Source organism: Luteolibacter arcticus (assembly GCF_025950235.1).
GTDB lineage: Bacteria > Verrucomicrobiota > Verrucomicrobiia > Verrucomicrobiales > Akkermansiaceae > Haloferula > Haloferula arctica.
Map to the genome: position 1 here is coordinate 960,932 of NZ_JAPDDT010000001.1, position 22,561 is coordinate 983,492.

The following is a 22,561-nucleotide window of genomic DNA, read 5'->3' on the forward strand; positions in this document are numbered from 1 at the left end:
GCCTCGACCGTCACCGCGGCTCATCAAAGCGCCGGAATGCCGCGCTTGCCTGCCTGGTTGGAGAGATACCGTGCCTTGCCGCGGCCGGTGGTGCTCTTCGCCGCGGGACAATTCCTGATCAATCTGATCACCACCGCGCAGTTCCTGCTGCTGAATCTTTACCTGAAGCAGCGCGGCCTGGATGACCCGGAAATCGCCGCACTGGGCTCGCAACGGTTCGTGGCCACGCTGTTCCTTGCGATCCCCGCCGGCCTCTGGTTGCGCGGCAAGCCACTGCGGATGCCGCTTTTGGCGGGCTCGATCCTCTTTCCGCTGTCGGCGCTGGCAGCCTTGGAAACCGTGCGGCTGGGAATGATGAGCGCGGCGAGCGTCTCGTTTCTCGCGATGGGATTCGCCGGTCTGCTGCTGAATGTGGCGAGCCTCCCCATGACCTTGCGGCTGGTGCCCGCGGAGCAATCGAGCGAGGCGCTGAGCCTGCAATTCGCGACTTGGGCGGCGGCGAGCATCTGCGGGGGTGTGCTTTCCACGGCGCTGCAAGCCATTGGCCGGATCGAGCTCGGTGGCGCGACGCTGATCTTCGACGAGCACGCCACGCTGCTGGTGCTGAGCGTGCTGGCCTGCGCCGCTCCGCTCCTTTACATGCGGCTGCCGGATCCCGTGCCGGTAGCGGAGAAAGGCGCGACCCGCCATTGGCTGCACGTCCACCGGGAGGATTGGCCGGTCCTGATGCGCTCGCTGGTGCCCACGCTATGCATCGCCACAGGAGCGGGGCTGAGCATCCAATTCCTCAACCTGTTTTTCAGCCACGTCCACCACCTGAGTTCGAAGGCATACTCCGCCTATGGCTCCATCAGCAACGTGCTGGTGCTCTTCGCCGGGCTGATCGTGCCGGAAGTAAAGCGCCGCTTCGGTTGGCGCGGCGCGATCCTCGGCGTGCAATCATTTGCCGTGGTACTGCTCGCCGCCATGGGCCTGACCGAACTTCAGCAAGCCGCCGCATGGGCACTTCCATTGGCAATCGGCTGCTTCATCCTGCGCCAACCCCTCATGAGCATGGCCGGCCCCTCCACCAGCGAGCTCACGATGAGCTACGTCGGCGAGCGCAACCGCGAACTGGTCAGTGCCTGTAGCGGAGCGATCTGGAGCGGCGCCTGGTGGCTGGCCGCCCGCACCTTCCAAATCCTGCGCTCGCACGACCTCCCCTACTGGCAAGTCTTCCTGACCACCGCGGTGCTCTATCTCTTCGGCACCATGGCCTACCTCGGACTGATCCGCGCAGTCGAGAAGCGCCAAGTGGCCCCCGGTTCACCCGCTCCTTTGAACGACCCGGAGCCATCCTGACGATACCCTTTTCTAGGGTGGGCCCGGTGGGGTTTGAACCCACGACCAAAGGATTATGAGTCCCCTGCTCTAACCGCTGAGCTACAGGCCCGTCAATGAGTTACGCCGATTAGATCACCTAGTGCATTCTCTCTCTGCACACCTTCGCAAGAACAAATCACGACGGCATGCAACAGAAAGCGCAAGTCAGCAGGTCGAAGGTTGAGAACCTCTTTCGTCATCGGGGCGGGAACTTCTACGCGGTGTGCAAGGTGGATGGCAAGGTCCGTCGCCGGTGCGTTGAAACCGACGACTACAATACCGCCAAGGGCAGGCTGACGAATTCGCTGGCCGACCTTCGCGGGTCCGTCAACGCGAAGCACCCCGGGACCATTGCCGAGGCGATCACGACCGAGGCCGAGCGAAAAGATCCGTCGATCAAAGAGAGCACCCAGCAATACTACCAGCAGATCGCGGGGAGCCTTATCCAGACGAGCGACACCCTCCCCACCCAGTCCGCGGACAAGAAGCTCTCCAAGGTCACGCCGTCCGACCTGAGAGCGTGGAAGGATGCTCATGCGGACTGGAAGCCGCTGGATTGAAACTTGTGTAAGGAGGAGGGGAAGGATCATGAAAGCATTTCAGCACTTCGACCGCGCCCTTAGTGCCGAAAGCAGGGCACGATCCGAAAAGGACATCGAGGCCGGAATCGCGGAAGCGCCCAAGGTGCGAAAGAAAGGCACCGGCAGGCCCCGGCGCTCATCCATCCAACCGGACGAGCCCAAGGCCAAGCTGAACAGCAACGGCAAGGTGGAGGTCACATTCCCCGTCAGCCCGAAGTTCGTGGCCGCCGCCGCCCTCACAGCCGCCCGGCGACGAACCACCACCCAAGACGTCATTGATCCTCAGACCTTCTTAAAAGCTAACACTGAAAACTAGCAAACTCCCCCGCCCCCTTATCACTCTGCCCTCTCATAAACCACATCATAGCTCCGGTGCACCGGCCGCAACGGCGGCTCCCACGGCGCAATCTCCAGCTCACCCGAGTGGCCCATCGGATAGTAGAACACCCTCGCCGCATCACCCTCGCCGATCACTCCGAAGCCCGTCAGCACCGTGCTGCTATCGCTCGTGAAGACATAGATCGAATCGATCTTCACCGGCGTCCCCGCGGGCAAGCGCGCCACCACCGGCTCGACAGCTCCGAAATTCTGATACTTCGCGTACTTTCCATACTCCGCCGCATCGTGGAGCCGCAGCATCGGCCTGCTCGAGTCGAGCAAGAACGACCCGCCCCTCAGCGTGTATCCCCACGCCAGCACCGTGGGACGCTTCGTGGTCAAGCGCTTTCCCACCACCTCCCCGATGACCGGGTGATCACTCCGGTCATACGAACACGAGCAAGCCAGCAGCGCCAACGCCACCACCATCGTCTTTGCCATACTCATGAGACGAATCCTGCCTGTCACACCCAACTCGGGGAAATCGATATTCGAAAGCCGATCATCGCGGGAATCGAAAGACCTCACCGCAGACCCTGGCAGGATGCATGGGACGCACTGGAGGCCCTACCGGCCTAAGATAAGAGCGCTCCGGCGGTGTGGCGCGTCCGGCTCGCCTGCTTCCCTCCCTTGGGCGCGTGGGAACTTGGGCAGCAGATCGCGGACTTGCTGCGCGAGGGTGGAGACGATGACCGACGATCCGCCGCCACGTTCTTCCATCTGCTGGCCGTCAAGTGTATGGGCGAGGACGACCGCTACGCAGCCAAGGAGGCTACGAAGGCGGCGCAAGTCCCAGCGGTCCCCGCCCGAGATTTTCTCCTGCATCGAAAGCGGAGTGGCGGACGCAGTCGCACCAGAGGAAAGTCCTTCCCGATCTGAAGACGCGGGAAGGACGGCGGCGTTCCCCACGAGGGGCTGGAGCCGCGGAAGTTATCGGAGCCTTCGCCAAGGCGGGCATGTTTGACGGAGACTGATGGAAAGTTGCTTCTTTTGGAAGTCGTCAACATCCTTCACGGTGCAGGGACATGACTGTCGATCCTACCACCCCTTCCCCCGCCGAGGAGCCCATCGGCCGCGGGCCGGGAGCATTTCCGGTGGTGGGCGTGGGGGCCTCCGCGGGAGGGCTGGAGGCGCTACGGCAATTGCTCGCAGCATTGCCGCCGGACACGGGGATGGGCTTCGTCATCGTCCAGCATCTGGCGCCGGAGCGTGAAAGCAGTCTCGCGGAGATCCTTTCGCGCGCGACGAAGATGCCGGTGTGCGAGGTGAGCGAGGCCTGCGGCGAGCCCGAGGTCGAAGCCGACCACGTCTATGTCAGCCCGCCGGGCTGCGAGTTGATCATCGAGGGCGGCAAGCTGCGGCTGCTCCCGCAGGAACGGAATGCCAGACACCACGGCATCGACCAGTTCTTCCGCGCCTTGGCCGAGGATTGCGGGCACAAGGCGATCGGCGTGGTGCTGTCCGGCGCGATGAGCGACGGCACGCTCGGGCTGGAATCGATCAAGGCCGAGGGCGGCATTACCTTTGCCCAGGACGAGAGCGCGGAGCACGTCAGCATGCCGCGCAGCGCGGTGGCATCCGGCTGTGTGGATTTCGTACTGCCGCCGGCCGAGATCGCCCGCGAGATTGCCCGGATCGCCCGCCATCCTTACGTCGCGCCGGCGGACCGGGCGGCGATCGAGGAGGAGCCGGGCCACGCGCGGATCGCGGAGATCGTGAACCGCGCGATGGGCGTGGATTTCACCCATTACAAGTCCAACACGCTGCACCGCCGCATCACCCGCCGCATGGTGCTGCACAAGATGGATTCGGTGAAGGACTATGAGGACCACCTCATGAAATCGCCGGAAGAGATCGAGGCGCTCTACCAGGACATCCTGATCAACGTCACGAGCTTCTTCCGCGATCCCGAGGCTTTCGGCGCGCTTTCCGAAAAGGTCTTCCCGAAGCTGCTCGAAGGAAGATCCCGTCAGGACCCCTTGCGCATTTGGACGCTCGGCTGCTCGACCGGCGAGGAGTCGTATTCGCTGGCGATTGCCCTCGCCGAGTGCGCGGAGGCCGCGGGCAGTGACGTGCCGATGCAAATTTTCGCCACGGATCTCAATGCCACCGGCATCGCGACGGCGCGAGCGGCGATCTATTCCAAAAGCATCGCCCAGGACGTTCCGGCGGAGCGCTTGAAAAGGTTCTTCGTGGAAGAGAGCAGGTGCTACCGCATCTGCAAGCAGATCCGCGACCGCTGCATCTTCTCACGCCACAACGTGCTGGGCGATCCGCCGTTCTCGCGGGTCGATTTCATCAGTTGCCGGAATGTGCTGATCTACATGCAGCCGGTGCTACAGCAGCAGATCGTGCCGCTGCTGCACTACGCGTTGAAGCCCGGCGGCTTCCTGTGGCTCGGCAGTTCGGAGACCGCGGGCACCTCGCGCGCCCTGTTCGAAGTGGCGGACGCGCGGCACAAGATCTACGTGCGGCAGCCCGGTGGCAGCCCGCCGGGCACGCGCTTCCGGCCTTGGCACGGGGCCACGGCGAACAACCATTTCCCGGAGGACCACTCCGGCTCGCGGGTGCCGCCGCGCGCCCAGTTGCTCAAGGAGGCAGAGCGCGTCCTGCTCACCAAGTATGCCCCGCCTGGTGTGATCATTTCCCCGGCGATGGAGATCTTGCAGTTCCGCGGCGATACCGGTCCCTATCTCACCCCCGCAGCCGGGGCGGCCAGCCTGAACCTGCTGAAGATGCTGCGCGAGGGCCTGCTCGTCAGCGTCCGCGCAGCGATCCTGCGGGCGACCGCGGAAGGGCGGCCGGTGCGCGAGGAAGGCCTGCGGGTGAAGGACGGCAACGGCTTTCGCGAGCTGGCGGTCGAGGTGATCCCTATCCAGCCGGGAGAGGCAAACGCCGGCGGCTTCCTGGTGCTGTTCGAGGAAGGGCAAACACCCGCCACGGAAGTCGGGCACGAGGCAAACTCCCAACGGGATTCAGCCACGGGCCATGAGGAGATTTCCCGCCTCTCCCAAGAACTGATCGCCACCCGCGAGTACTTGCAGGCGGTCATCGAGCAGCAGGAAACCGTCAACGAAGAGCTGCAATCCGCCAACGAGGAAGCGCAGTCGGCCAACGAGGAGATGCAAAGTGTCAACGAGGAGCTGGAAACCTCGAAGGAAGAGATTCAATCGAGCAACGAGGAGCTCGCCACCGTCAATGACGAGCTGAACAACCGCAACGTCGAGCTCAACGAGCTCAATGACTCGCTGGCTCTGGCGCGCGACTATTCCGAAAGCATCGTGGCCAGCATGCGCAGTCCGCTGGTGGTGCTGGACGCGGGACTGCGGGTGAAGACGGCGAGCGTCGCGTTTTATGAAACCTTCCGCGTCACGCACGAAAAGACCGAGGGCCGGCTCATCTATGATTTGGGAAACGGCCAATGGAACATCGCGGCGTTGCGCGTGCTGCTGGAGGAGTTGCTGCCTCAAATGGAAGTGATCGATGACTTCGAGGTGCGGCATACCTTCGAGCAGATCGGCCCGCGCATCATGCTCCTCAACGCCCGCCGCCTCGTGCAGGGTAGCGGGAAGAACCAGCTCATCGTGCTGGCGATCGAGGACATCACCGGCCGTCGCGCCCACGAGGACGAGTTGGCCGCGCACGCCTCGGAGCTGGTTCGCGCGGACCGCAGCAAGGACGAGTTCCTCGCCATGCTTGCCCACGAGCTGCGCAACCCGCTGGCCCCGCTGCGCAATGCCGCGGAAATCTTGCAAACGCCTGGTGCCCCTGCGGCGGCTTGCGAACACGCGCAGGGGATTCTCGCCCGCCAAGTGGGAAACATGACCCGGATGATCGACGACCTGCTGGATATCTCGCGAATCACTGAGGGCAAGATCGAGCTGCGCAAGGAAGTGGTGTCGCTGGAAGCGGTCTTCAGCGCTGCCGCAAGCCTTGCGAATCCAGCGATCGAGGCGCACGGCCAGCAGCTCACGATCACCTTGCCGACCGAGCCGGTCTTCCTCAACGGCGACGCCACGCGGCTCGACCAGGTCTTCGGCAATCTCCTGGGCAACGCATGCAAATACAGCGGCTCCGGCTGCCAGATCTGGCTCACCGCCGAGCTTGTGCCGGGGCAAGGCAATGAGTCGCCGCAGGTCATCGTCCGGGTCCGCGACAACGGCATAGGCATCGCGCCCGCGCTGTTGCCGCACATCTTTGATCTCTTCGTACAAGCCACCCGCGCGTCGGATCGCGCCTACGGCGGGCTGGGAATCGGGCTCACGGTGGTTCAGCGGCTGGTGACCTTGCACGGCGGCAGCGTTGAGGTGCACAGCGATGGCTTGGGCCACGGCAGCGAGTTTGTCGTGCGCCTGCCGATCTTGCCCGGCCGTTCCGCTCCGCCGCCACCGTGCGCAGCACCGGCGGTCGAACGTTCGTTCCGCATGCTCATCGTGGATGACAATGTGGATGCGGCGGAAACAATGGCCCTGCTCCAGGAATTGCGCGGCCACCAGACCCGCTTCGCTCACTCCGGTCCAGCCGCCCTTGCCCTCGCGGCGGAGTTCCTGCCGGAAGTCGTGCTGCTGGACATCGGCCTGCCGGGGATGGACGGCTACGAGGTTGCCCGGGCGCTGCGGGCGATCCCGGAATTGGACGGTGCCTTCCTGGTGGCCATGACCGGCTACGGCAGCGACGAGCACCGGGCTCGCGCCAAGGAGGCCGGCTTCGACGAGCATCTGGTGAAGCCCGCAGACCTCCAATTGCTGCAGGAGTGGCTGTGGGCGCGGGCTTGAAGTCGTCTAGCGGCCCAAGCTTGGCGCTTTCATTCGTTAAGTTGGCCGCGGAACGTCCGCCATCAGATCGGGCGCGGCTTCGTGGCGGATGAAGAGGAGGCCGATGAAGTTGATGGCGAAGGCGGCCAAGAGGCACGGAACTCCGGGACCGTAGGAATTCAAGGGATCGAGCAAGTCGACTCCAACGATTCCTCCGAACCCACAAGTGGCTATGCCCGCGGGAAGGACAATCACCCACCATGCAAGCCGGGATCGTTTCAGGACAGGGACCAGAAACGGCGCTAACACCACCAGGAGGGTCGCGCAGAGAAAGGAAGCCGCTGCGATCATCCCGCGAAATTCAGTGAAGTCCGCGTCCTTGAGGAACCCGATGAGCTCTAACCAGATCTCCCATCCCCTTTCAGGGGTTTTCTCCACGGTCGAAGGATCTGAATCGTAATCGACAACCAGAAAATGGAACGCCACGAAGGCGATCAGCGCCGTGATCAGCAGCGCAAGCGCCACCAAATTCATCCGCCGGGCGTGAGACTGAGCCATGCGCGAGGATAAGGGGTGTCGACATCCTGTCGACACAGTGTGGACGGAACGTCCACACGCCTCAATCCATCAGCCACAGGATCGGCTGCGGCCAGACGCCCAAGACGAGCACGGCGAGCGTCAACGCAACCACGCAGGTCCGCGTAATCTCCGGCAGCACCAGCGGCTTCGCGTCGCCCGCGGGGGCTTCCCACCAGATGGCGCGGATGATCTTGAAGTAGTAGTAGAAGCCGGCGGCGGCACCGATGAAGGCAAGGCCGACGCCCCACCAGAGCTTCGCTTCCACCGCGAGCGAGAAGACGAAGAACTTGCCGAGGAAGCCGGCAGTCAGCGGCACGCCGGCGAGAGCTGCCATAATGACGGTCACTCCGATGGCGAGCGTCGGGTTGCGCTTGCCGAGGCCATTGAAGGCGTCGATCTGCTCGGAGCCGGTCTGGATGCGGACCTGCGCCAGCACGAAGAAGCTCGCGAGCGTCATCAGCAGATAGGTGGCGAGGTAGAACGATACGGTCTGGATCGAGCTGAGACCCGAGATGCTGGGAGCCTTCCAGGCAGCGAGCGCGAGCACGAGGAAGCCTGCGTGGGCGATCGACGAGTAGGCAAGCAGCCGCTTGAAGTTCGTCTGCGCGATGGCGGCGAGATTGCCGAAGAGCAGCGTGGCACCGGCCATGATGGCGAGCATCAGGGTGACCTGGGCGGCCACCGGTGAATTGGCCTGGAGCAACGGGTCAAGGAAGCGGATCAGCAGGATGAAGCCCGCGGCCTTCGAGCCAACGGACAGGAAGGCGGTGGTCGGAGTCGGCGCGCCTTGATAGACATCAGGGATCCAGACCTGCATCGGCACCGCGCCGATCTTGAAGCCGAGGGCGATGAGAATGAGGGCGATGCCGAAAAGCAGCGGCGTCGTGGATGGCAGCTGGGAGATCGCGGATGGCAGCTGTTCGAGACTCATCGTGCCCGTGGAGCCGTAGATCCACGCGATGCCATAAACGAGGAAGCCGGTGCTGAGCGCGCCGAGAATGAGATACTTCACGCCTGCCTCGAGCGAGCCGACATTGCGGCGTAGGAAGGCGACGAGGATGTAGAAGGTGATGGTGACCAGCTCGAGCGCCACAAAGGCACCGGCAAGGTCTTTCGCGGAAGCCATCCACATCATACCCGCGCAGGCGAAGACCGGGAGCGCGTAGTATTCTCCGGTGCCATCTTCCGAGCCCGGGTCATCGGTGAAGCGCGAGAGGATCGAGCGGAAATCGATCGACATTAGCACCACGAGGATCGTGGTGACCAGCGCGAAGCCCTTGTAGAAGCGGGCAAGCCAGTCGAAGGCGTAGAAGTTCCAGAGCGGCCACTTCGCCCAGGTGGCATCCGGCTTGTCGTCGGGCCCGATGGCGAAGAACGAAAAGACCAGGATGAACGCGAGACCCGCCGCGGCGGAGAAACCGACGAATTTCTTCGACTTGCTGGGACCGAAGGCTTCGACCATCAGCAACAGCAGGCCGAGGAAAACGGTCAGGGCTTCGAGGTAGTAGGCGGGCATGGGAAGAAGCGAAAAGTGATCAGTGACCGGTGATCAGTGGAAATCACTTGTTGAGAAACTGAAGGAGCAGGTTCGGGTAGAGGCCGACGGCGAGCAGCGCGACCGCGAGGAGCAGCGCCGGGATGCGGTCGGCAAGGGTCAGGTCGGCGGCACCATCGGTGGCGCGGACGCTTTCGCCCTGGAAGATCCGGCGATAGGCACGGAGCATGTAGATCGCGCTGATGACCACACCCCAGATCGCGAGGATGCAGGTGATCTGCACCGGGCCAAGGCCGACGGCGGGATCGTAGTTCTGGAAGGACGAGAGGAAGACCATCACTTCGCCCGCGAAGTTGGCGAGGCCGGGCAGGCCGATCGACGCCATGCCGACCATGCCAAACAGGAAGGCGAGGCCGGGCGCGGACTTGGCAAGGCCGCCGAGGTCGGAAAGCTCGAGTGTGCCGGTGTTGCGCTCGATGCGATCGGCGAGGCCGAAGAGCATGGCAATCGAGACGCCGTGAGCGAACATCAGCAGCACCGCGGCCGGCTCGGCGAGGTCGTTGACCTGGCCATTAGCTTTCGCCGCGGCAAGCGCGGCGATGGCGAGGAAGATGTAGCCCATGTGCATCACCGACGAATTGCCGAGCATGCCATCGAGGCGCTTCTGACTGATCGTCACGAGGCCCACCCACAGGATATTGCCGAGCAGCAGCACACAGAGCGGGACGAGCCAAGCGTTGAGACCTTCGGGAACCAGCGGGATGGCAAGGCGGAGCAGACCATAGAGGCCGAACTTCTTCAGCACGCCCGCATGCAGCATGGCAGTCGGAGCCGGAGCGCTTGCGTAGGCCGGAGCGGCCCAAGAGTGGAATGGGAACAGCGAGACCAGCACGCCGAAGCCAACGATCAGCAGTCCGGCGATGCCCTTCTGCGAGGCGGCATCGATCTTGAGCGAGCCTTCATTCGCCGCCTTCACCATCGTCGGGATGTCGAAGGTGCCGGCAAGGTTGGCGAGCCAGACAAGGCCGGCGAGCAGGACGATCGAGCCGAGGCCGAGGTAGATGGTGATCTTCCAAGCCGCATCCTTGCGGTCGCCGCGACCGAGGATGCCGATCATGAGGAAGGTCGGGATCAGCGCGAGCTCGTGGAAGGCGTAGAAGAAGAACAGGTCGGTAGCGGCGAAGGCACCGATGGCGCCCGCAGAGATCAGCAGCGAGGAGCCGTAGTAGAGTGTCTCGCGGCCTTCAGGGGCCTTGCCGGAAAGCAGCGCGGCAAGCGTGACGATCACAGACAGCAGCACCATGATCAGGCTCATGCCGTCCTGGAAGCCGAGCGCAAGGTGGAGCGCGGGCTTTTCAAGAACGGGCAGCGAAATCGACCATAGCTTGGCGTTTTCCCAGGACGTCGCGGCCCAGAGTCCGATCACGAGATTGGCCACACCGGCAGCAATGGCAGCCTTGCGCGCGGGCGCACCGGCGAGCATCGCCACGAACGCCAGCAGAGGAAGTAGAACAAGGACGAGGAGCATGGCTCAGAACGCGGTGAAGTAGATGACGAGGATGACGCCGATGCCGAAAGCGAACGCGTAGCCTTGGAGATTGCCCGACTGGACCCGGCGGAACAGACCGCCGAAACTTTCCGCCAGGCGGCTGAAGCCACCGACGATCAGGCCATTGATGAGGAACTCATCGAAGAAGTGGACGACGGCCGCGAAGGCGTCCTGGAAGTAGCGGACGATGACGTTGTCGTAGAAGGCGTCGATCTTGAGGCGATCGCGGAAGAAGGGGATCGAAATCGGATCGCGTTCCTTGCCGTTGTAGAGGACGAAGCCGGCGATCAGGCCGAGCACCAGGGACCCAATGGATGCGCCGAGAATGATCGAGTGACCTTCATGATGACCATGGGCGTGAACCCGGGGATCCATCGCATTGAGCGGGCCGGTAAGCCAAGCGGAGCCGATTGCCATGCCCGCTAGCAGGATCAAAGGAAGCAACATGAGCGGCCCCACCTCGTGGGCGTGATCGGAATTGTCGGAACGGGTCTTTCCAAGGAAGGTGACAACGAAGGCGCGGGTCATGTAGAAGGTCGTCAGGAAGGCGACGAAGACGGCGATTCCGAACAGCCACTTGTTGCCCCCATAGGCAGCGGCGAGGATTTCTTCCTTTGAGTAGAAACCGGAAGTGACGAACGGCACGGCGATCAACGCTGCGGTGCCGATCAAGAAGGTGAGGCCAGTGAATGGCATCTTCTTAAACAGCCCGCCCATCTTCCAGATGTCCTGCTCGTGGTGGCAGGCGTAGATGATTGCGCCGGAGCCAAGGAAGAGCAGCGCCTTGAACCAAGCGTGGGTGAAGAGGTGGAACATGCCGGCCTCGCCCGCGAGCAGACCCACGGCCATCACCATGTAGCCGAGCTGCGACAGCGTCGAGTAGGCGAGGATCTTCTTGATGTCGTTCTGCTGGGTCGCCATCAGCGCGGCGCACAGCGAAGTGATGCCGCCGATCCAAGCGATGGTCTCGCCGGAGAAGTTATCGAAGGCTTCAGCTCCAATCGAGAGCTGGACGCGGAAGAGCATGTAAACGCCGGCCGCCACCATCGTCGCTGCGTGAATCAGCGCGGACACCGGGGTCGGGCCTTCCATCGCGTCCGGCAACCAGACGTGGAGCGGCATCTGGGCGGATTTGCCGACCGCGCCGCAGAAGACGCAGAGCAGCGCGGCACCCAGCACACCGGTCGAAACCGTGGCCAATCCACCACCAGCGGCCCATTCCTTCATGCCAGCGAAGCCGAGGTGACCGGTGATGCCCCACAGCATTAGGATGCCGATCATGAAACCGAAGTCCCCCACCCGGTTCACGATGAACGCTTTCTTGGCGGCATCTGCGGCGGAGGCTTTCTGATACCAGTGACCGATCAGCAGGTAGGAGCTGAGGCCGACCAGCTCCCAGAACATGAAGGTCATGATGAAATTCGACGCCAGCACGATGCCGGTCATCGAAAACATGAAGAGCGAGAGGCAGGTGAAGTAGCGCGCCTTGGCGCTGTCGTCGGCCATGTAGGCCAACGAGAAGATGTGAACCAACAAGCCGATGCCCGTAACCACGATCATCATACCGGTGGACAGCTTGTCCAAGGTGATGCCGATCTGGAGATGGAAGTCGCCAACGCTGAGCCAATCGATCGGCTTGGGTGCATCGGTCTTGCCGAGCAGCATCAGCGAAATGCCGAACGTCACCGCGACGGAGACGACCGACACCATCGACGCGATGAAGGCGTTCCGCTTGAGATAAAGCTGGTTCGCCGCGGCGGCGATCAGCGGGAGGAACAGGAGGACCCAGGCCATTGTCGATTGAAGATTGTCGATTGAAGATTTGCCGGTGGCCTCAGCCGCGCATGCTGGTGAGGCCGTCGGTGCTGATCGTCTGCCGGGCCCGGTAGAGCGCGACGATGATGGCTAGGCCCACCGCCACCTCGGCGGCGGCAACGGTGATCACGAAGAAGACCAGCATCTGGCCATGGTAGTCCGGCAGGCCGTTCGCACCGTGGAAGCGCGAAAAAGCCACCAGCGTGAGGTTCGCGGCGCTGAGCATCAGCTCGAGGCACATGAAGACCACGATGATGTTCCGCCGCAGCACCACGCCGCTAAGGCCGATGGCGAACAGCAGTCCGGAAACGAGAAGATAGTCGTGAAGGGAGGCCATGGCTCAGGTCGGTTGGCGCTTGGAGAGGACGACGACGCCGATGGTGGCGACGAGAAGCAACACGCCGACGATTTGCAGCGGCAGGTTGTAGCCCTTGAAGAGGATGTCGCCGATCAGGTTGACGTCAGGCAGGTGGCCGGCAGCCAGCTTGGTCGAGATGCCCGGGCTGCTGTGGGTGAAATGGGTTGAGGCGATGGTAAGATCGAGAGGCTTCGATTCGACATCGGGAGTCTTGGACAGGATGCCGATGAGCTGGATGGTGAAGGCCAGCACGATGCCCAGTCCGCCCAGCAGCGGGGCGAGCTTCGGTGCCCGCTTCTCCTCAATCTTCAGGTCGAGGAGCATGATGATGAAGATGAACAGCACCATGATTGCACCCGCATAAACGAGGATCTGGATGATCCCGACGAAGAAAGCGTTCAGACCGATGAACAGGCCGGCGAGACCGACAAAAGAAGCCACCATCGACAAGGCCGAGGCGACCGGATTTCGCAACGATACCACCGCGATGCCGCCGACAAGCATGACGACCGCGAAGAACCAGAATAAGACCAAAGGCATGGAAATTCGGAGATTGGGTAAATTCGGTTAATTGGGGTCTCGGGAGTGACCCGCAGGGTCGGCGGAACGCTTCAGCCAGAGCATGTAGCCGTTGAGGACTTTTAACGCTTGCTCAAAGAGCTCGCGTCCTTCGGCCAGGAGTTCGGCAGAAATCAGATCGTCATCGTTGCAGGTGATCAAGTGATCGAGTGTTTCCGCAAGAGAACCGCGGGCATTGGAACAGAAGCGGTAATTGTCGCGGAAGTGGAAGCGACCGTAGCCTTCTGCGATGTTGTTCCCAACAGAGCGCGAAGCACGTTTGATCTGATCCATAAGATCAAACTCACGATGCTGTCTCAGTTCGGGAACCACCCTGCGAAACACGAACACGCGTAGTTCCCGAGCCGCTTTCCACGCCTCCAGATCTTCGAATGTTTTCGCCGGTTCCGCTGCCATCTCCTCAATCACTCAATTTCCCAATTATCTAAATCAACCCAATCACTTCAGCTCATTCCACTTGTTAACGAGGCCGACGCGCTTGCCGCCGATTTCGTAGAGCTTCTCCTTGTCGTGCACCATGTCGGCGCGCTTCAAGCCGGTGATCGCGTAGTCCTTGCGGAGGAAAATCGCCTGCTCGGGACAGACTTCCTCGCACATGCCGCAGTAGATGCAGCGGATCATGTCGATATCGAACTCCAACGGGCGCTTCTCGACCTTGGCCCACGGGTCATCGGATGGAATCTCGCTCGGGATGATCTTGATCGCCTTCGGCGGGCAGATGAATTCGCAGAGTTGGCAGGATACGCAGCGCTCGCGGCCCTGCTCATCGGTGACCAACGCGGGTGCGCCGCGGTAGTGCTCTGGCAGATGCTCGTCCCACTTTTGCTCGGGATACTGCATCGTGATGCCGAGACCGGACGATTCCATCGCCTTCGATCCGCGGGTCTTGCCGCGCAGCGAGGCGACGGCGTGCTTCATCGTGATGAAGAAGCCCTTTATGACTGCGCCGAGGTAGATCTTCTCCCCAGCGTTCAGTTTCGGACGTGTGACTTTGACGACGGCCATGGGTGGGAAAGTTAGATGGAGACCGGGATGGATTTCTTCTCGGATACCTTGAGCACCCAGATGAGGGCCCCGGTGACGATAGCCAGGACGACCAATCCGCCGACGGTAATGGCGGCACCGAATTGCGGCGCGGCAATGACCAGCGCGGCGAGGAAGACATTGATCAGGGCGGCTTCGAAGAAGATCACCCAGCCAAGGCGCATGAGCTGGTCATAGCGGAACCGCGGCACCGTCCAGCGGACGAGGATGAAGAAGAGGATGAAGGCCACCAGCTTGCCCATGAAGACGGCCATGTTCAGGAGCCCGCCGATCTTCACCGACCCGATCGCAAGGCCTGCCGCCCAGTTGTCGAACCACGGGCCAAGTGACCAGCCGCCGAGGAACAGCGTCACGACCATCGCCGAGCCAATCACCATGGCGGCATATTCACCCATGAAGAACATGGCGAACTTCATCGAGGAGTATTCCGTGTGATAACCACCCACGAGTTCGGTCTCGCACTCCGGAAGGTCGAAGGGCATGCGATTGGTCTCCGCGAAGACCGAGGTGGTAAAGATCACAAAGGCGATCATCGCCGGGATCCAGAACAGCCAGGCGGTGTAGTCGCCGCCGTTGTTCCATGGAGCGGATTCGCCCCAGAGAGGCAGCAGCAGCCAGCCGTTCTTGGACTGTTCCTCGACGATGTTCGAGAGGTTGAGATCCCCGTAGTACAGCAGCACGGGCACGACCGATAGGCCTAGGGCGATCTCGTAAGAGATCATCTGCGCCATCGACCGAACCCCACCGATGAAGGGAAACTTCGAGTTCGAAGACCAGCCGGCGAGCGTGATGCCATAGACCGCCAGCGAAGAGATCGCGAAGATGAACAGCGGCCCGACATCCAGGTCAGCGATGACCAGCTTGTGGGCCTGACCATTCACGACGATGTCACCACCAAAGGGAACGACGCATACGGTCACCAACGCCGGAATCACCGTCAATGCCGGGGCCAGCCAGTAGAAGGCCTTGCGGACGTGCGAGGGGGTAAAGTCCTCCTTCAGGAACAGCTTCACGCCGTCCGCCATCGGCTGGATCAGGCCGAAGAACGAGAAATCCTTCTTGGCGCCAAACAGCGTGAGCGGGACGCCCACCCGGTTCGGGCCGACGCGGTCCTGGATGATCGCGGAAAAGCGGCGCTCGAAATAAACGGAGATCGGCACCAGCGGCAGCACCACCATGAAGGTGAGGCCGATGACCTTGGCGAGGATGACAAGTAGGGAGACGAGATCCATGGAAGCGGGTGATTAGCCGTTGATCAGGCCGGCGGCCTTGCGGGCGCGTTCATTTTCGAGCAGCGGGATCTTCACGCCGGTTTCGGTGACTGGCTGGCCGAGATCGCCAATCTTCGAGAGCGAGAGGCCGTTGAACTCGGTGACGCTTGCAGCCATCGACTTGAAGACATCCTCGATCATCGCGGGGCCATCGGTCGGGTTCGCTCCTTGGAGCGCCAGAATGAGATCGCGGAGGATTTCCCAGTCGTCCTTCGCATCGCCCAGAGGTTCGACGGCTCGGTTGAGACGCTGGAGGCGGCCGGTGACATTGACCATCGAGCCGCGCTTCTCGGAGAAGGCCGCACCGGGAAGCACCACGTCGCTGACCTCGGCGGTCGCACCGGCAAGAAGCTGGATGGAGGCAATGAAGGCGGGCTTCTCAAGATCTTCCTTGGTGAATCCGGCCTCGAAGAGGTCTTCGCCCAGCACCAGCAGCGCCTTGATGGCACCGGACCGAACCCCTTCGCGGATGGCGAACAGGCCGCCATGGGGATCGGGCGTCTGCCAGACCAGCTTCGCGCCGGTGGTGTTCGGGTTGCGGTCCTCGGAAATCAGGATGCCGTCGCTCTCGCCGGTGCGGGGAACGGTGGTGAATTGCCCGGTACCGAGTTCGCTGGCCAGCCCATGCACGAGGAAAAGCTCCTCATTGGTCATGCGGGCGGACGCAATGATAGCGATCTCGCCGCCCTGGAACTTCTTCAGCTCTTCCGCGGTGGTGCGAATTGAGTGGAACCACGAATTCGTCTGGTGGCTGGAGCCGGCCCGGATCATCGGCTCGGTCAGGCGGGTCTCGCCATCGATGTAATGGAAGTTCAACCGGTGCGAATCCGGCATCCACGTCGAGTTGACGTCGTCATTCTGGCGCGGGGTGATCCGGTGGATCTTGTTGCCGCGCGTCCATATGGTGATGTTGGCGCCCGTGCCGCAGTTGACATCGATGCTCTTGGTCTCCTTGAGGAACCAGACCCGCATCTGGAAGCGGAAGTCATTGGAGGTCAATGCCCCGACCGGACAGATATCGACGGTATTGAGAGAGTAATTCGAGTCCAGCCTGCGCCCTGGGTGGACCGTCAGCGTGGTGTGCGTGCCGCGCTGGGTGAAGCCCAGGACGGCGTCATCGGCGACCTCATCCATGAAGCGGATGCAGCGGCTGCACATGATGCAGCGCTCGTCATCGAGCCGGACCCGCGGACCGATGTCCACGTTCTTCGGCTTCTTGACCTTCATGTCCACGAAGCGCGACTCGCCGCGCCCGTGTTCCACGGAAAACTCCTGCAGGCGGCACTCGCCGGCCTGGTCGCAGATCGGGCAGTCCAGCGGGTGATTGATGAGCAGGAACTCCATCACGCCCTCCCGGCACTTTTCGACCAGTTCCCCGGTGGTGCGAATGCCCATGTTTTCCGCCACCGTATTCGCGCAGGCGATCACCGGGCGGGGCATCCAGCCGATCGGCACGTAGCCCTCGGCGTCGTAGGTCGGGTCCTGGCCGGGGGCCGGACGCGGCGGCATGCCCATCTGGACGAGGCACATCCGGCAATTTCCCGGTGCGGAAAGCTTCGGGTGGTAGCAGTAGTGCGGGACTTCCTGCGTCGCCAGCTTACAGGCCTCGATCATCCGCATCCCACGCGGGACTTGGAGCCAGACCCCGTCGATCTGCACGTTTACCAGGCCTTTTTCGGCGGCGAGATCCTTCGGAAGCTTGGCTTCGGCGGTGGCGGCTTGATCGCTCATGGGGCAAGGAAGGGCACGGGAAGACCCGAGGCGGGGCGGACTATGAAAAACACCCCGGCGAGCGGCAAGCGCACTTTGTGAAAAATTTCACAAAGTCCCGGGAATCCGGCTTTTCCTCCTCCGCGCTTTACGTCGGACCGGCGACTCTCCCCTCAATGGCATTGAGCAGTTCTTCCTTCGAGAATGGCTTCGCTAGCGTTCGGCATGCCCCCATCTTCTCCGCCATCCGCAGGAAGGAGTCGGAGCGGCCTTTCAAGCCGCCCGTCATGGCGATCATTCGAACCTCGGGCAGGCAATCCTTCAGGGTCTCGATGATCTCAAAGCCGCCTTTTCCCGGGAGCACCAGGTCGATCAAAATTACCTGGAATTGCTTGTTCTTCGCCAGCTCCACCGCCTCCTCGCCGTTCGCCGCCGTGGCTACAGGATAGCCTTCCCCTTTCAAAGTCTGTTCGAGGACGGCGAGAAAAGATTCATTGTCAACAATGATGAGAAGATAGGATTTCGGATTCATCGGATTGGAAGATGTGAGGCAGCGAGTGTGCGGGGGAAAATCTTGCGTCGATCGGTGGCCGGGCCGGTGGCGCTGTCGCGTCCCGGAGCAAGGACGGAAGGATGGCAGAGCAGGAAGAATCGTCAGCCGTTCATGACACTTTCTTGCTGATCGCCGGAGCACTGGCCGCGCTGGACTCCACGATCTTCATGCTGATACGGCAGTTTGTGAGATGGGGCAGGGTGAAGCACGGCCCGGATTGCCTTGAGCAAACTTGCGGCGGTATAGGGCTTTGGCAGGGAGAGATACGCGCCGGGGCCGCAAGCGTCCGCCGATGGGGAGCCTTCCGCCAGGCCGCTCGCGGCAACGATCCTCACGGATGGGTTGATCTGGCGCATCACCTTTATGGAGGCCGCCCCCCCCATCACCGGCATCATGACGTCAGTTAGAACGGCGGCAATTTCTCCGTGGCTTGCGGCATAGATCGTCGCCGCCTCGGCTCCTTCGGACGCGAGGATAACCCGATAGCCATAGGCCTCGAGCGTCAGGCGAGTGAGCCGGCGGACCGCCTCCTCGTCATCGACGACGAGGATCAGCTCGCCCGCACCCCGCGGGATCTCGGCGGCGATTTCCTCCGCATGATCGGAAGACACCTCGTCCCGCGCGGGGAGATAGATTTGGAAGCATGTGCCCCTGCCCGGATCGCTCCGGACGCGGAGGAAGCCGCCATGGCTTTTGACGATGCCGAGCGACGTGTAGAGGCCGAGGCCCGTGCCTTGGCCGACCTCTTTGGTGGTGAAGAAAGGGTCGAAGATCTTTTCGATCAGCTCCGACTGCATCCCTGCGCCGCTGTCTTCAACTTGGAGCATAACGTAAGTGCCGACCTTGGCTTCGGGGTTCAATCCGACAGAGTGTTCGTCCAATTGGATGTTCTCCGCGGAGAGGGTGAGCTTGCCGCCGTCGGGCATGGCGTCGCGGGCGTTGACGCAGAGGTTCAGAAGCACTTGGTGGAGCTGGGTGGGATCGCCTGTGACCGTCCCGAGATCCTGTGGGAAGATCGACCGCACCCGGATGGTCTTGAGAAACGTATCGTTGGCGATCTTCGCGACCTCCCCGAGAACCTCCGTGAGCCGCACTTCCACACGCCGTCCCTCGTCGCCGCGGGCGAAGGAGAGGAGCTGCCCGACCATGTCCGCCCCGCGGCGGGCGCTGGTGCCCACGGTTTCGATCAATTCCCGGCTGGCTTGATCGGGGAACCTCATCTTGAACAGGTCGAGTGCCATGATGATCGGCGCGAGCGCGTTGTTCAGATCGTGGGCGATGCCGCTGGCCAGCGTGCCGATGCCTTCCATTCGTTGCGCCCGGAAGAGCTGCTGTTCGACCAGCTTGCGCTCCGTCACATCGGTGTGGATGCCGGTCCATTGGACGATGGTCCCGTCAGACGCGAGAATGGGCACGGCACGCACGACCATATCGCGGTAGCTGTGATCGCTCGCGCGGAGCCGGTGTTCCACCTGGTAGATGGAACGGCTGGCAACGGCGGCAGACCAGATTCGCGCGGTCTCGGCCCGGTCGTCCGGATGGATGGCCTCCAGCCAGCCCCAGCCGCGATACTCTCCGAAGCTTTGACCGGTGAAGGCGCTCCACCCGGGCTGCTCCATTTGGAATTCCCCCGAAGCGGGAGTGTCCCAGACGATCGCGGTCGTGGCTTCCACCAGGTTGCGGTATCGTTGTTCGTTGAAGAGGATCGCTAACTCCGCAAGCCGGCGCTCGGTGATGTCCACCGACATGACAACCACTCCGGTCACCATCCCGCTTCCGTCACAAACCGGGACCTTGTCCGTCTGGATTGTGATTTCCCGGCCCTCCTTGTCGTGCATCGTCTCAACGATTCCCAGTTTCGGCGTCCCCGAACGGATCACTTCCCGATCGTCCGCGAAGTATTTAGCCGCTTCGACGGGGAAGATTTCATGCGCTGATTTCCCTTCGATCTCCGTCACGGACATTCCGACGGTCTCCGCGAGCTGCTTGTTTGCCCTGAGTATCCCATTACCGGTATCTTTGAAGACGATCATCGCGGGCAGATAGTCGAAGAGGACCCGCAGTTCGGTCTGGTGCTTTCGCAGCTCTTCCTCGCTGGTCCGCAGTTGCTCCTGCGCCTCGTGCAAAAGATAGGATTGGCCGTCCGGATGCGTTACCGCGTCCACCTCCCCCCCGGTCAGATAGCGGAGACGTTGCTGGATTTCATGGAGCTGGCGGACAAGGGTCGCAATCTCCTCGGCGGATTCCTCCGTCACCGCGGCGGGATATAATTTCATCGGGTCAAGGAAGGTAGCCCCAGCGCTTCAAGGACGGGGGGGGTCTCGCTCAGGTTGCCGACGATCTTGCACACCGGTGCCGGTGAAAGCTTCACGAGCAGAGGCGTCATCAGCACATGATCGGCCAGCGCCCGGCCCGGTTCGCGGAGCACGTCCACGATTTCAATCTCATGGCGCTCCGGCAGATGTTTCTGGCAAAGCGCGTGAAGGTTGGCGATGGCCCGCGCGGAATTCGGAGCGTTCCCGGCGACGTGAAGCCGCAGTTTGAAATGGGCGGGCCCGCTCATGTCTCGTCCACTCCTCTCAGCTCCTGCAAGTGGCTCTGGCCCCGGGCCCGCTCGTTGGAGCGGTCCGTGGTCGAGCGGGTAAGTGCGACTTTCTCCGCGCGCTTCACCTTGAGCTCGAGCTGCACCGCCTTGAGCCGCACCTCGATCAGCGCCTCCTCGGATTCGAGCGTGACCTGTTTAAGCTCCTTCGAGGCCTCGGCCTCATCGTGGGCGACTCGGATAGCGAGCTCCTTTTCCCAACGCAGAGTGCCCATTAGCACCTCGCCTCCGGCGGTGTAGGCGTCGGCGAGCGTGACGCCCGTGTCGCTCAGGATCAGTTCTCGCACCTGGTTGGAATGGGCGGTGCCGCGGGATTTGACGATGGAAAGGCCGCGGTTTCGCTCGCCGGCATGGACCAGATAGTTCAAGTGGATCCACGTGTCCGCGATGGTCGAGACTTCGAGCGGCGTGCTTCCCATCTGGGTCCCGGCGTCGTCGAGCAGGCTGGTACAAATGATGGTGATCCCCGAGGTTTTCGTCCAGTGGATCAATCGTTCCACCACGCCGTGCGCGGTGACCTCATTGCCCGAATTGCAAAGTGCCGAAATCGGGTCGATGACCAGGCAGCGGGCGCGGTGTTCGGTGACGAGCTTTTTGATCCGCATCAAATGGATCTCGGCGCTGCCCGTGACGGCCCGCGCCGACACCAGCCGGAGCATGCCCTTCTTCGCGTGGGGTGCCAGACGGATGTTCACGGAAGAGAGGTTGCGGACCATCTCGTTCGCATCCGAATCGAAACTGACGAGCAGCGTACGCTCGCCGCGTAGGCAGGCCGCCTCCGCGAAGCATCCTCCCAAGGTGGACTTGGCGGTGCCGGGAACGCCGGTGACGAGCACGCTCGCGCCGCGATAATAGCCTCCGCAAAGCATGGCATCGAGCCGGGCCACACCGCTTGACACGCGCTCCCCTGTGACAGGTAGATCTGGTTCGCTTTGATCGCCCAGACCCCGGGCTCCCGAAACCTCAAGGCCGTCCGAACCGATCAAAAACGGCGATTCATTCTCCGAGAACGGCGAGCCCCGGTATTTCACCACCCGCAGGTTCCTCTGCGACACTCCCTGAACCACCTCGTGGTTGAGCACCACCGTGCAATCGACCATGAACTGTATGAAGCCCATGCTCGCCTCGATTTCCCCGCCGCGCTCGTAGTCACCGGATTTCGCCGTCATGATGGCGGTGAATCCCCGGTCCAGCAGCCAGTCGTGCAGCCGATAGATCTCCCGTCGCCGGGCCGCGGGGTCTTCAAGCAGCATGAGCACGACATCGATCGCGTCGAAGGCGATCCTCCGCGCGTTGATCTCTTTCGCCTTGGAGTCCAAGGCGGCAAGCATTCCGCTAAGGTCGAAATCTCCCGATTGAAAAAGGTCGAAGGGCGGTTGGGCGTCGAGGAAGAACAGCTTTTTCTTTTGCAGCTCCGCCAGCTTCCAGCCGAACTTCCTGGCATTGGCGAGGATGCGCTTCGTGTCCTCCTCGAAAGCCACGAAGATCGCCGGCTCGTTGTAAAGTCGCACCCCATTGACCAGCGATTGCAAGGCCATGATGGTTTTGCCGGAGCCAGGACCGCCGACCAGCAAGGTGGTCCGTCCATGGGGCAGCCCTCCATGGGTGATCTCGTCGAAGCCCGCGATGCCGGTGCGCGCCTTGGACGCATCAGCTGCGGGTTCTATGGTTGATTTCATTAAGGGTCGTCGCCGGAGGTAAAAAAAATCCCCCAATCGGTGGCAATAGACGCGAGGGAACCTACAAAGCAAGAAGAGATCCTGAATAGCTCACTGCCCGCGCGCCGAATCAGCGGGACAGGCAAACTACGGCGACAGGTTGAATTCGGGGATGCTTCCGCTGCGGATGTCACGCTTCCGCGGCTAGCAGCCTGTTGAAAAGTCCCCGTGTAATTGCCCTGCAGTGTCGGACAATGGAACACGGAGACGCCT

Annotated in this window: 19 protein-coding genes and 1 tRNA gene; 4 read left to right on the plus strand and 16 right to left on the minus strand. The window is 62.3% G+C overall.

Features of this window, described 5'->3' with window-relative positions; genetic code table 11:
* The first annotated feature begins 36 nt into the window (after positions 1 to 36).
* Entirely contained in the window at positions 37 to 1,341 is a 1,305-nt protein-coding gene (locus OKA05_RS03990) for an MFS transporter (RefSeq protein ID WP_264485809.1), read from the plus strand.
* An 18-nt stretch (positions 1,342 to 1,359) separates the two neighbouring features.
* Here OKA05_RS03990 and OKA05_RS03995 read toward each other — a convergent pair.
* A tRNA-Ile gene (locus tag OKA05_RS03995) sits at positions 1,360 to 1,432 on the minus strand.
* Between the two features lie 76 nt (positions 1,433 to 1,508).
* Between OKA05_RS03995 and OKA05_RS04000 the strand changes: the two genes are divergently transcribed.
* Positions 1,509 to 1,922, plus strand: a complete 414-nt coding sequence (locus OKA05_RS04000) for a hypothetical protein (RefSeq protein ID WP_264485810.1) — start codon at positions 1,509 to 1,511, stop codon at positions 1,920 to 1,922.
* A gap of 28 nt (positions 1,923 to 1,950) precedes the next feature.
* The gene (locus OKA05_RS04005; RefSeq protein WP_264485811.1) at positions 1,951 to 2,259 is read left to right on the plus strand and encodes a hypothetical protein; all 309 of its coding nucleotides are present in this window, start codon (positions 1,951 to 1,953) and stop codon (positions 2,257 to 2,259) included.
* Between the two features lie 20 nt (positions 2,260 to 2,279).
* On the opposite strand, the gene OKA05_RS04010 is transcribed toward OKA05_RS04005, so the two are convergent.
* Complete coding sequence (locus tag OKA05_RS04010; RefSeq protein ID WP_264485812.1) at positions 2,280 to 2,768, minus strand: hypothetical protein; 489 nt, start codon at positions 2,766 to 2,768, stop codon at positions 2,280 to 2,282.
* A gap of 578 nt (positions 2,769 to 3,346) precedes the next feature.
* Here OKA05_RS04010 and OKA05_RS04015 point away from each other — a divergent pair.
* Positions 3,347 to 7,096, plus strand: a complete 3,750-nt coding sequence (locus OKA05_RS04015; protein WP_264485813.1) for a chemotaxis protein CheB — start codon at positions 3,347 to 3,349, stop codon at positions 7,094 to 7,096.
* Between the two features lie 36 nt (positions 7,097 to 7,132).
* Here OKA05_RS04015 and OKA05_RS04020 read toward each other — a convergent pair whose 3' ends face one another.
* The 14 genes from OKA05_RS04020 to kaiC form a co-directional block, all read right to left on the minus strand.
* Positions 7,133 to 7,609 carry a hypothetical protein gene (locus OKA05_RS04020; protein ID WP_264485814.1) on the minus strand — a complete coding sequence of 159 codons (477 nt, stop codon included), beginning with the start codon at positions 7,607 to 7,609 and terminating at the stop codon, positions 7,133 to 7,135.
* 85 nt (positions 7,610 to 7,694) lie between these two features.
* The gene (locus OKA05_RS04025) at positions 7,695 to 9,170 is read right to left on the minus strand and encodes an NADH-quinone oxidoreductase subunit N (RefSeq protein WP_264485815.1); all 1,476 of its coding nucleotides are present in this window, start codon (positions 9,168 to 9,170) and stop codon (positions 7,695 to 7,697) included.
* A gap of 43 nt (positions 9,171 to 9,213) precedes the next feature.
* Positions 9,214 to 10,677 carry a complex I subunit 4 family protein gene (locus tag OKA05_RS04030; protein ID WP_264485816.1) on the minus strand — a complete coding sequence of 488 codons (1,464 nt, stop codon included), beginning with the start codon at positions 10,675 to 10,677 and terminating at the stop codon, positions 9,214 to 9,216.
* 3 nt (positions 10,678 to 10,680) lie between these two features.
* Positions 10,681 to 12,492 carry an NADH-quinone oxidoreductase subunit L gene (nuoL, locus tag OKA05_RS04035; protein ID WP_264485817.1) on the minus strand — a complete coding sequence of 604 codons (1,812 nt, stop codon included), beginning with the start codon at positions 12,490 to 12,492 and terminating at the stop codon, positions 10,681 to 10,683.
* Positions 12,493 to 12,532: 40 nt separating this feature from the next.
* Entirely contained in the window at positions 12,533 to 12,850 is a 318-nt protein-coding gene (nuoK, locus tag OKA05_RS04040; RefSeq protein WP_264485818.1) for an NADH-quinone oxidoreductase subunit NuoK, read from the minus strand.
* A gap of 3 nt (positions 12,851 to 12,853) precedes the next feature.
* The gene (locus OKA05_RS04045) at positions 12,854 to 13,411 is read right to left on the minus strand and encodes an NADH-quinone oxidoreductase subunit J family protein (protein WP_264485819.1); all 558 of its coding nucleotides are present in this window, start codon (positions 13,409 to 13,411) and stop codon (positions 12,854 to 12,856) included.
* A gap of 27 nt (positions 13,412 to 13,438) precedes the next feature.
* Positions 13,439 to 13,858 (minus strand): four helix bundle protein, encoded by a 420-nt coding sequence (locus OKA05_RS04050; protein WP_264485820.1) that lies wholly within the window; start codon positions 13,856 to 13,858, stop codon positions 13,439 to 13,441.
* Between the two features lie 30 nt (positions 13,859 to 13,888).
* The gene (locus tag OKA05_RS04055; RefSeq protein ID WP_264485821.1) at positions 13,889 to 14,455 is read right to left on the minus strand and encodes a NuoI/complex I 23 kDa subunit family protein; all 567 of its coding nucleotides are present in this window, start codon (positions 14,453 to 14,455) and stop codon (positions 13,889 to 13,891) included.
* Between the two features lie 11 nt (positions 14,456 to 14,466).
* The gene (locus tag OKA05_RS04060) at positions 14,467 to 15,726 is read right to left on the minus strand and encodes a complex I subunit 1/NuoH family protein (protein WP_264485822.1); all 1,260 of its coding nucleotides are present in this window, start codon (positions 15,724 to 15,726) and stop codon (positions 14,467 to 14,469) included.
* A gap of 12 nt (positions 15,727 to 15,738) precedes the next feature.
* A complete protein-coding gene (locus OKA05_RS04065; RefSeq protein ID WP_264485823.1) occupies positions 15,739 to 17,496 on the minus strand; it encodes an NADH-quinone oxidoreductase subunit G in 1,758 nt (585 codons plus the stop codon).
* 127 nt (positions 17,497 to 17,623) lie between these two features.
* Positions 17,624 to 18,007: a response regulator gene (locus tag OKA05_RS04070; RefSeq protein ID WP_264485824.1), complete on the minus strand. Its 384-nt coding sequence runs from the start codon at positions 18,005 to 18,007 to the stop codon at positions 17,624 to 17,626.
* Between the two features lie 122 nt (positions 18,008 to 18,129).
* Complete coding sequence (locus OKA05_RS04075) at positions 18,130 to 20,304, minus strand: PAS domain-containing hybrid sensor histidine kinase/response regulator (RefSeq protein WP_264485825.1); 2,175 nt, start codon at positions 20,302 to 20,304, stop codon at positions 18,130 to 18,132.
* The gene (locus tag OKA05_RS04080) at positions 20,301 to 20,591 is read right to left on the minus strand and encodes a circadian clock KaiB family protein (RefSeq protein ID WP_264485826.1); all 291 of its coding nucleotides are present in this window, start codon (positions 20,589 to 20,591) and stop codon (positions 20,301 to 20,303) included. The genes OKA05_RS04075 and OKA05_RS04080 overlap by 4 nt, the downstream gene beginning before the upstream one ends.
* A complete protein-coding gene (gene kaiC / locus OKA05_RS04085; protein WP_264485827.1) occupies positions 20,588 to 22,309 on the minus strand; it encodes a circadian clock protein KaiC in 1,722 nt (573 codons plus the stop codon). The genes OKA05_RS04080 and kaiC overlap by 4 nt, the downstream gene beginning before the upstream one ends.
* Positions 22,310 to 22,561 lie beyond the last annotated feature (252 nt).

Coding starts and splice junctions, on each gene's coding strand:
- OKA05_RS04010 (WP_264485812.1), bottom strand. CDS start 2,768: ATGAGTATGGCAAAGACGATGGTGGTGGCGTTGGCGCTGCTGGCTTGC.
- OKA05_RS04015 (WP_264485813.1), top strand. CDS start 3,347: ATGACTGTCGATCCTACCACCCCTTCCCCCGCCGAGGAGCCCATCGGC.
- OKA05_RS04025 (WP_264485815.1), bottom strand. CDS start 9,170: ATGCCCGCCTACTACCTCGAAGCCCTGACCGTTTTCCTCGGCCTGCTG.
- OKA05_RS04030 (WP_264485816.1), bottom strand. CDS start 10,677: ATGCTCCTCGTCCTTGTTCTACTTCCTCTGCTGGCGTTCGTGGCGATG.
- nuoL (WP_264485817.1), bottom strand. CDS start 12,492: ATGGCCTGGGTCCTCCTGTTCCTCCCGCTGATCGCCGCCGCGGCGAAC.
- OKA05_RS04005 (WP_264485811.1), top strand. CDS start 1,951: ATGAAAGCATTTCAGCACTTCGACCGCGCCCTTAGTGCCGAAAGCAGG.
- OKA05_RS04065 (WP_264485823.1), bottom strand. CDS start 17,496: ATGAGCGATCAAGCCGCCACCGCCGAAGCCAAGCTTCCGAAGGATCTC.
- OKA05_RS04020 (WP_264485814.1), bottom strand. CDS start 7,609: ATGAATTTGGTGGCGCTTGCGCTGCTGATCACGGCGCTGATCGCCTTC.
- kaiC (WP_264485827.1), bottom strand. CDS start 22,309: ATGAAATCAACCATAGAACCCGCAGCTGATGCGTCCAAGGCGCGCACC.
- OKA05_RS04055 (WP_264485821.1), bottom strand. CDS start 14,455: ATGGCCGTCGTCAAAGTCACACGTCCGAAACTGAACGCTGGGGAGAAG.
- OKA05_RS03990 (WP_264485809.1), top strand. CDS start 37: ATGCCGCGCTTGCCTGCCTGGTTGGAGAGATACCGTGCCTTGCCGCGG.
- OKA05_RS04080 (WP_264485826.1), bottom strand. CDS start 20,591: ATGAGCGGGCCCGCCCATTTCAAACTGCGGCTTCACGTCGCCGGGAAC.
- OKA05_RS04000 (WP_264485810.1), top strand. CDS start 1,509: ATGCAACAGAAAGCGCAAGTCAGCAGGTCGAAGGTTGAGAACCTCTTT.
- OKA05_RS04070 (WP_264485824.1), bottom strand. CDS start 18,007: ATGAATCCGAAATCCTATCTTCTCATCATTGTTGACAATGAATCTTTT.
- OKA05_RS04075 (WP_264485825.1), bottom strand. CDS start 20,304: ATGAAATTATATCCCGCCGCGGTGACGGAGGAATCCGCCGAGGAGATT.
- OKA05_RS04045 (WP_264485819.1), bottom strand. CDS start 13,411: ATGCCTTTGGTCTTATTCTGGTTCTTCGCGGTCGTCATGCTTGTCGGC.
- OKA05_RS04060 (WP_264485822.1), bottom strand. CDS start 15,726: ATGGATCTCGTCTCCCTACTTGTCATCCTCGCCAAGGTCATCGGCCTC.
- nuoK (WP_264485818.1), bottom strand. CDS start 12,850: ATGGCCTCCCTTCACGACTATCTTCTCGTTTCCGGACTGCTGTTCGCC.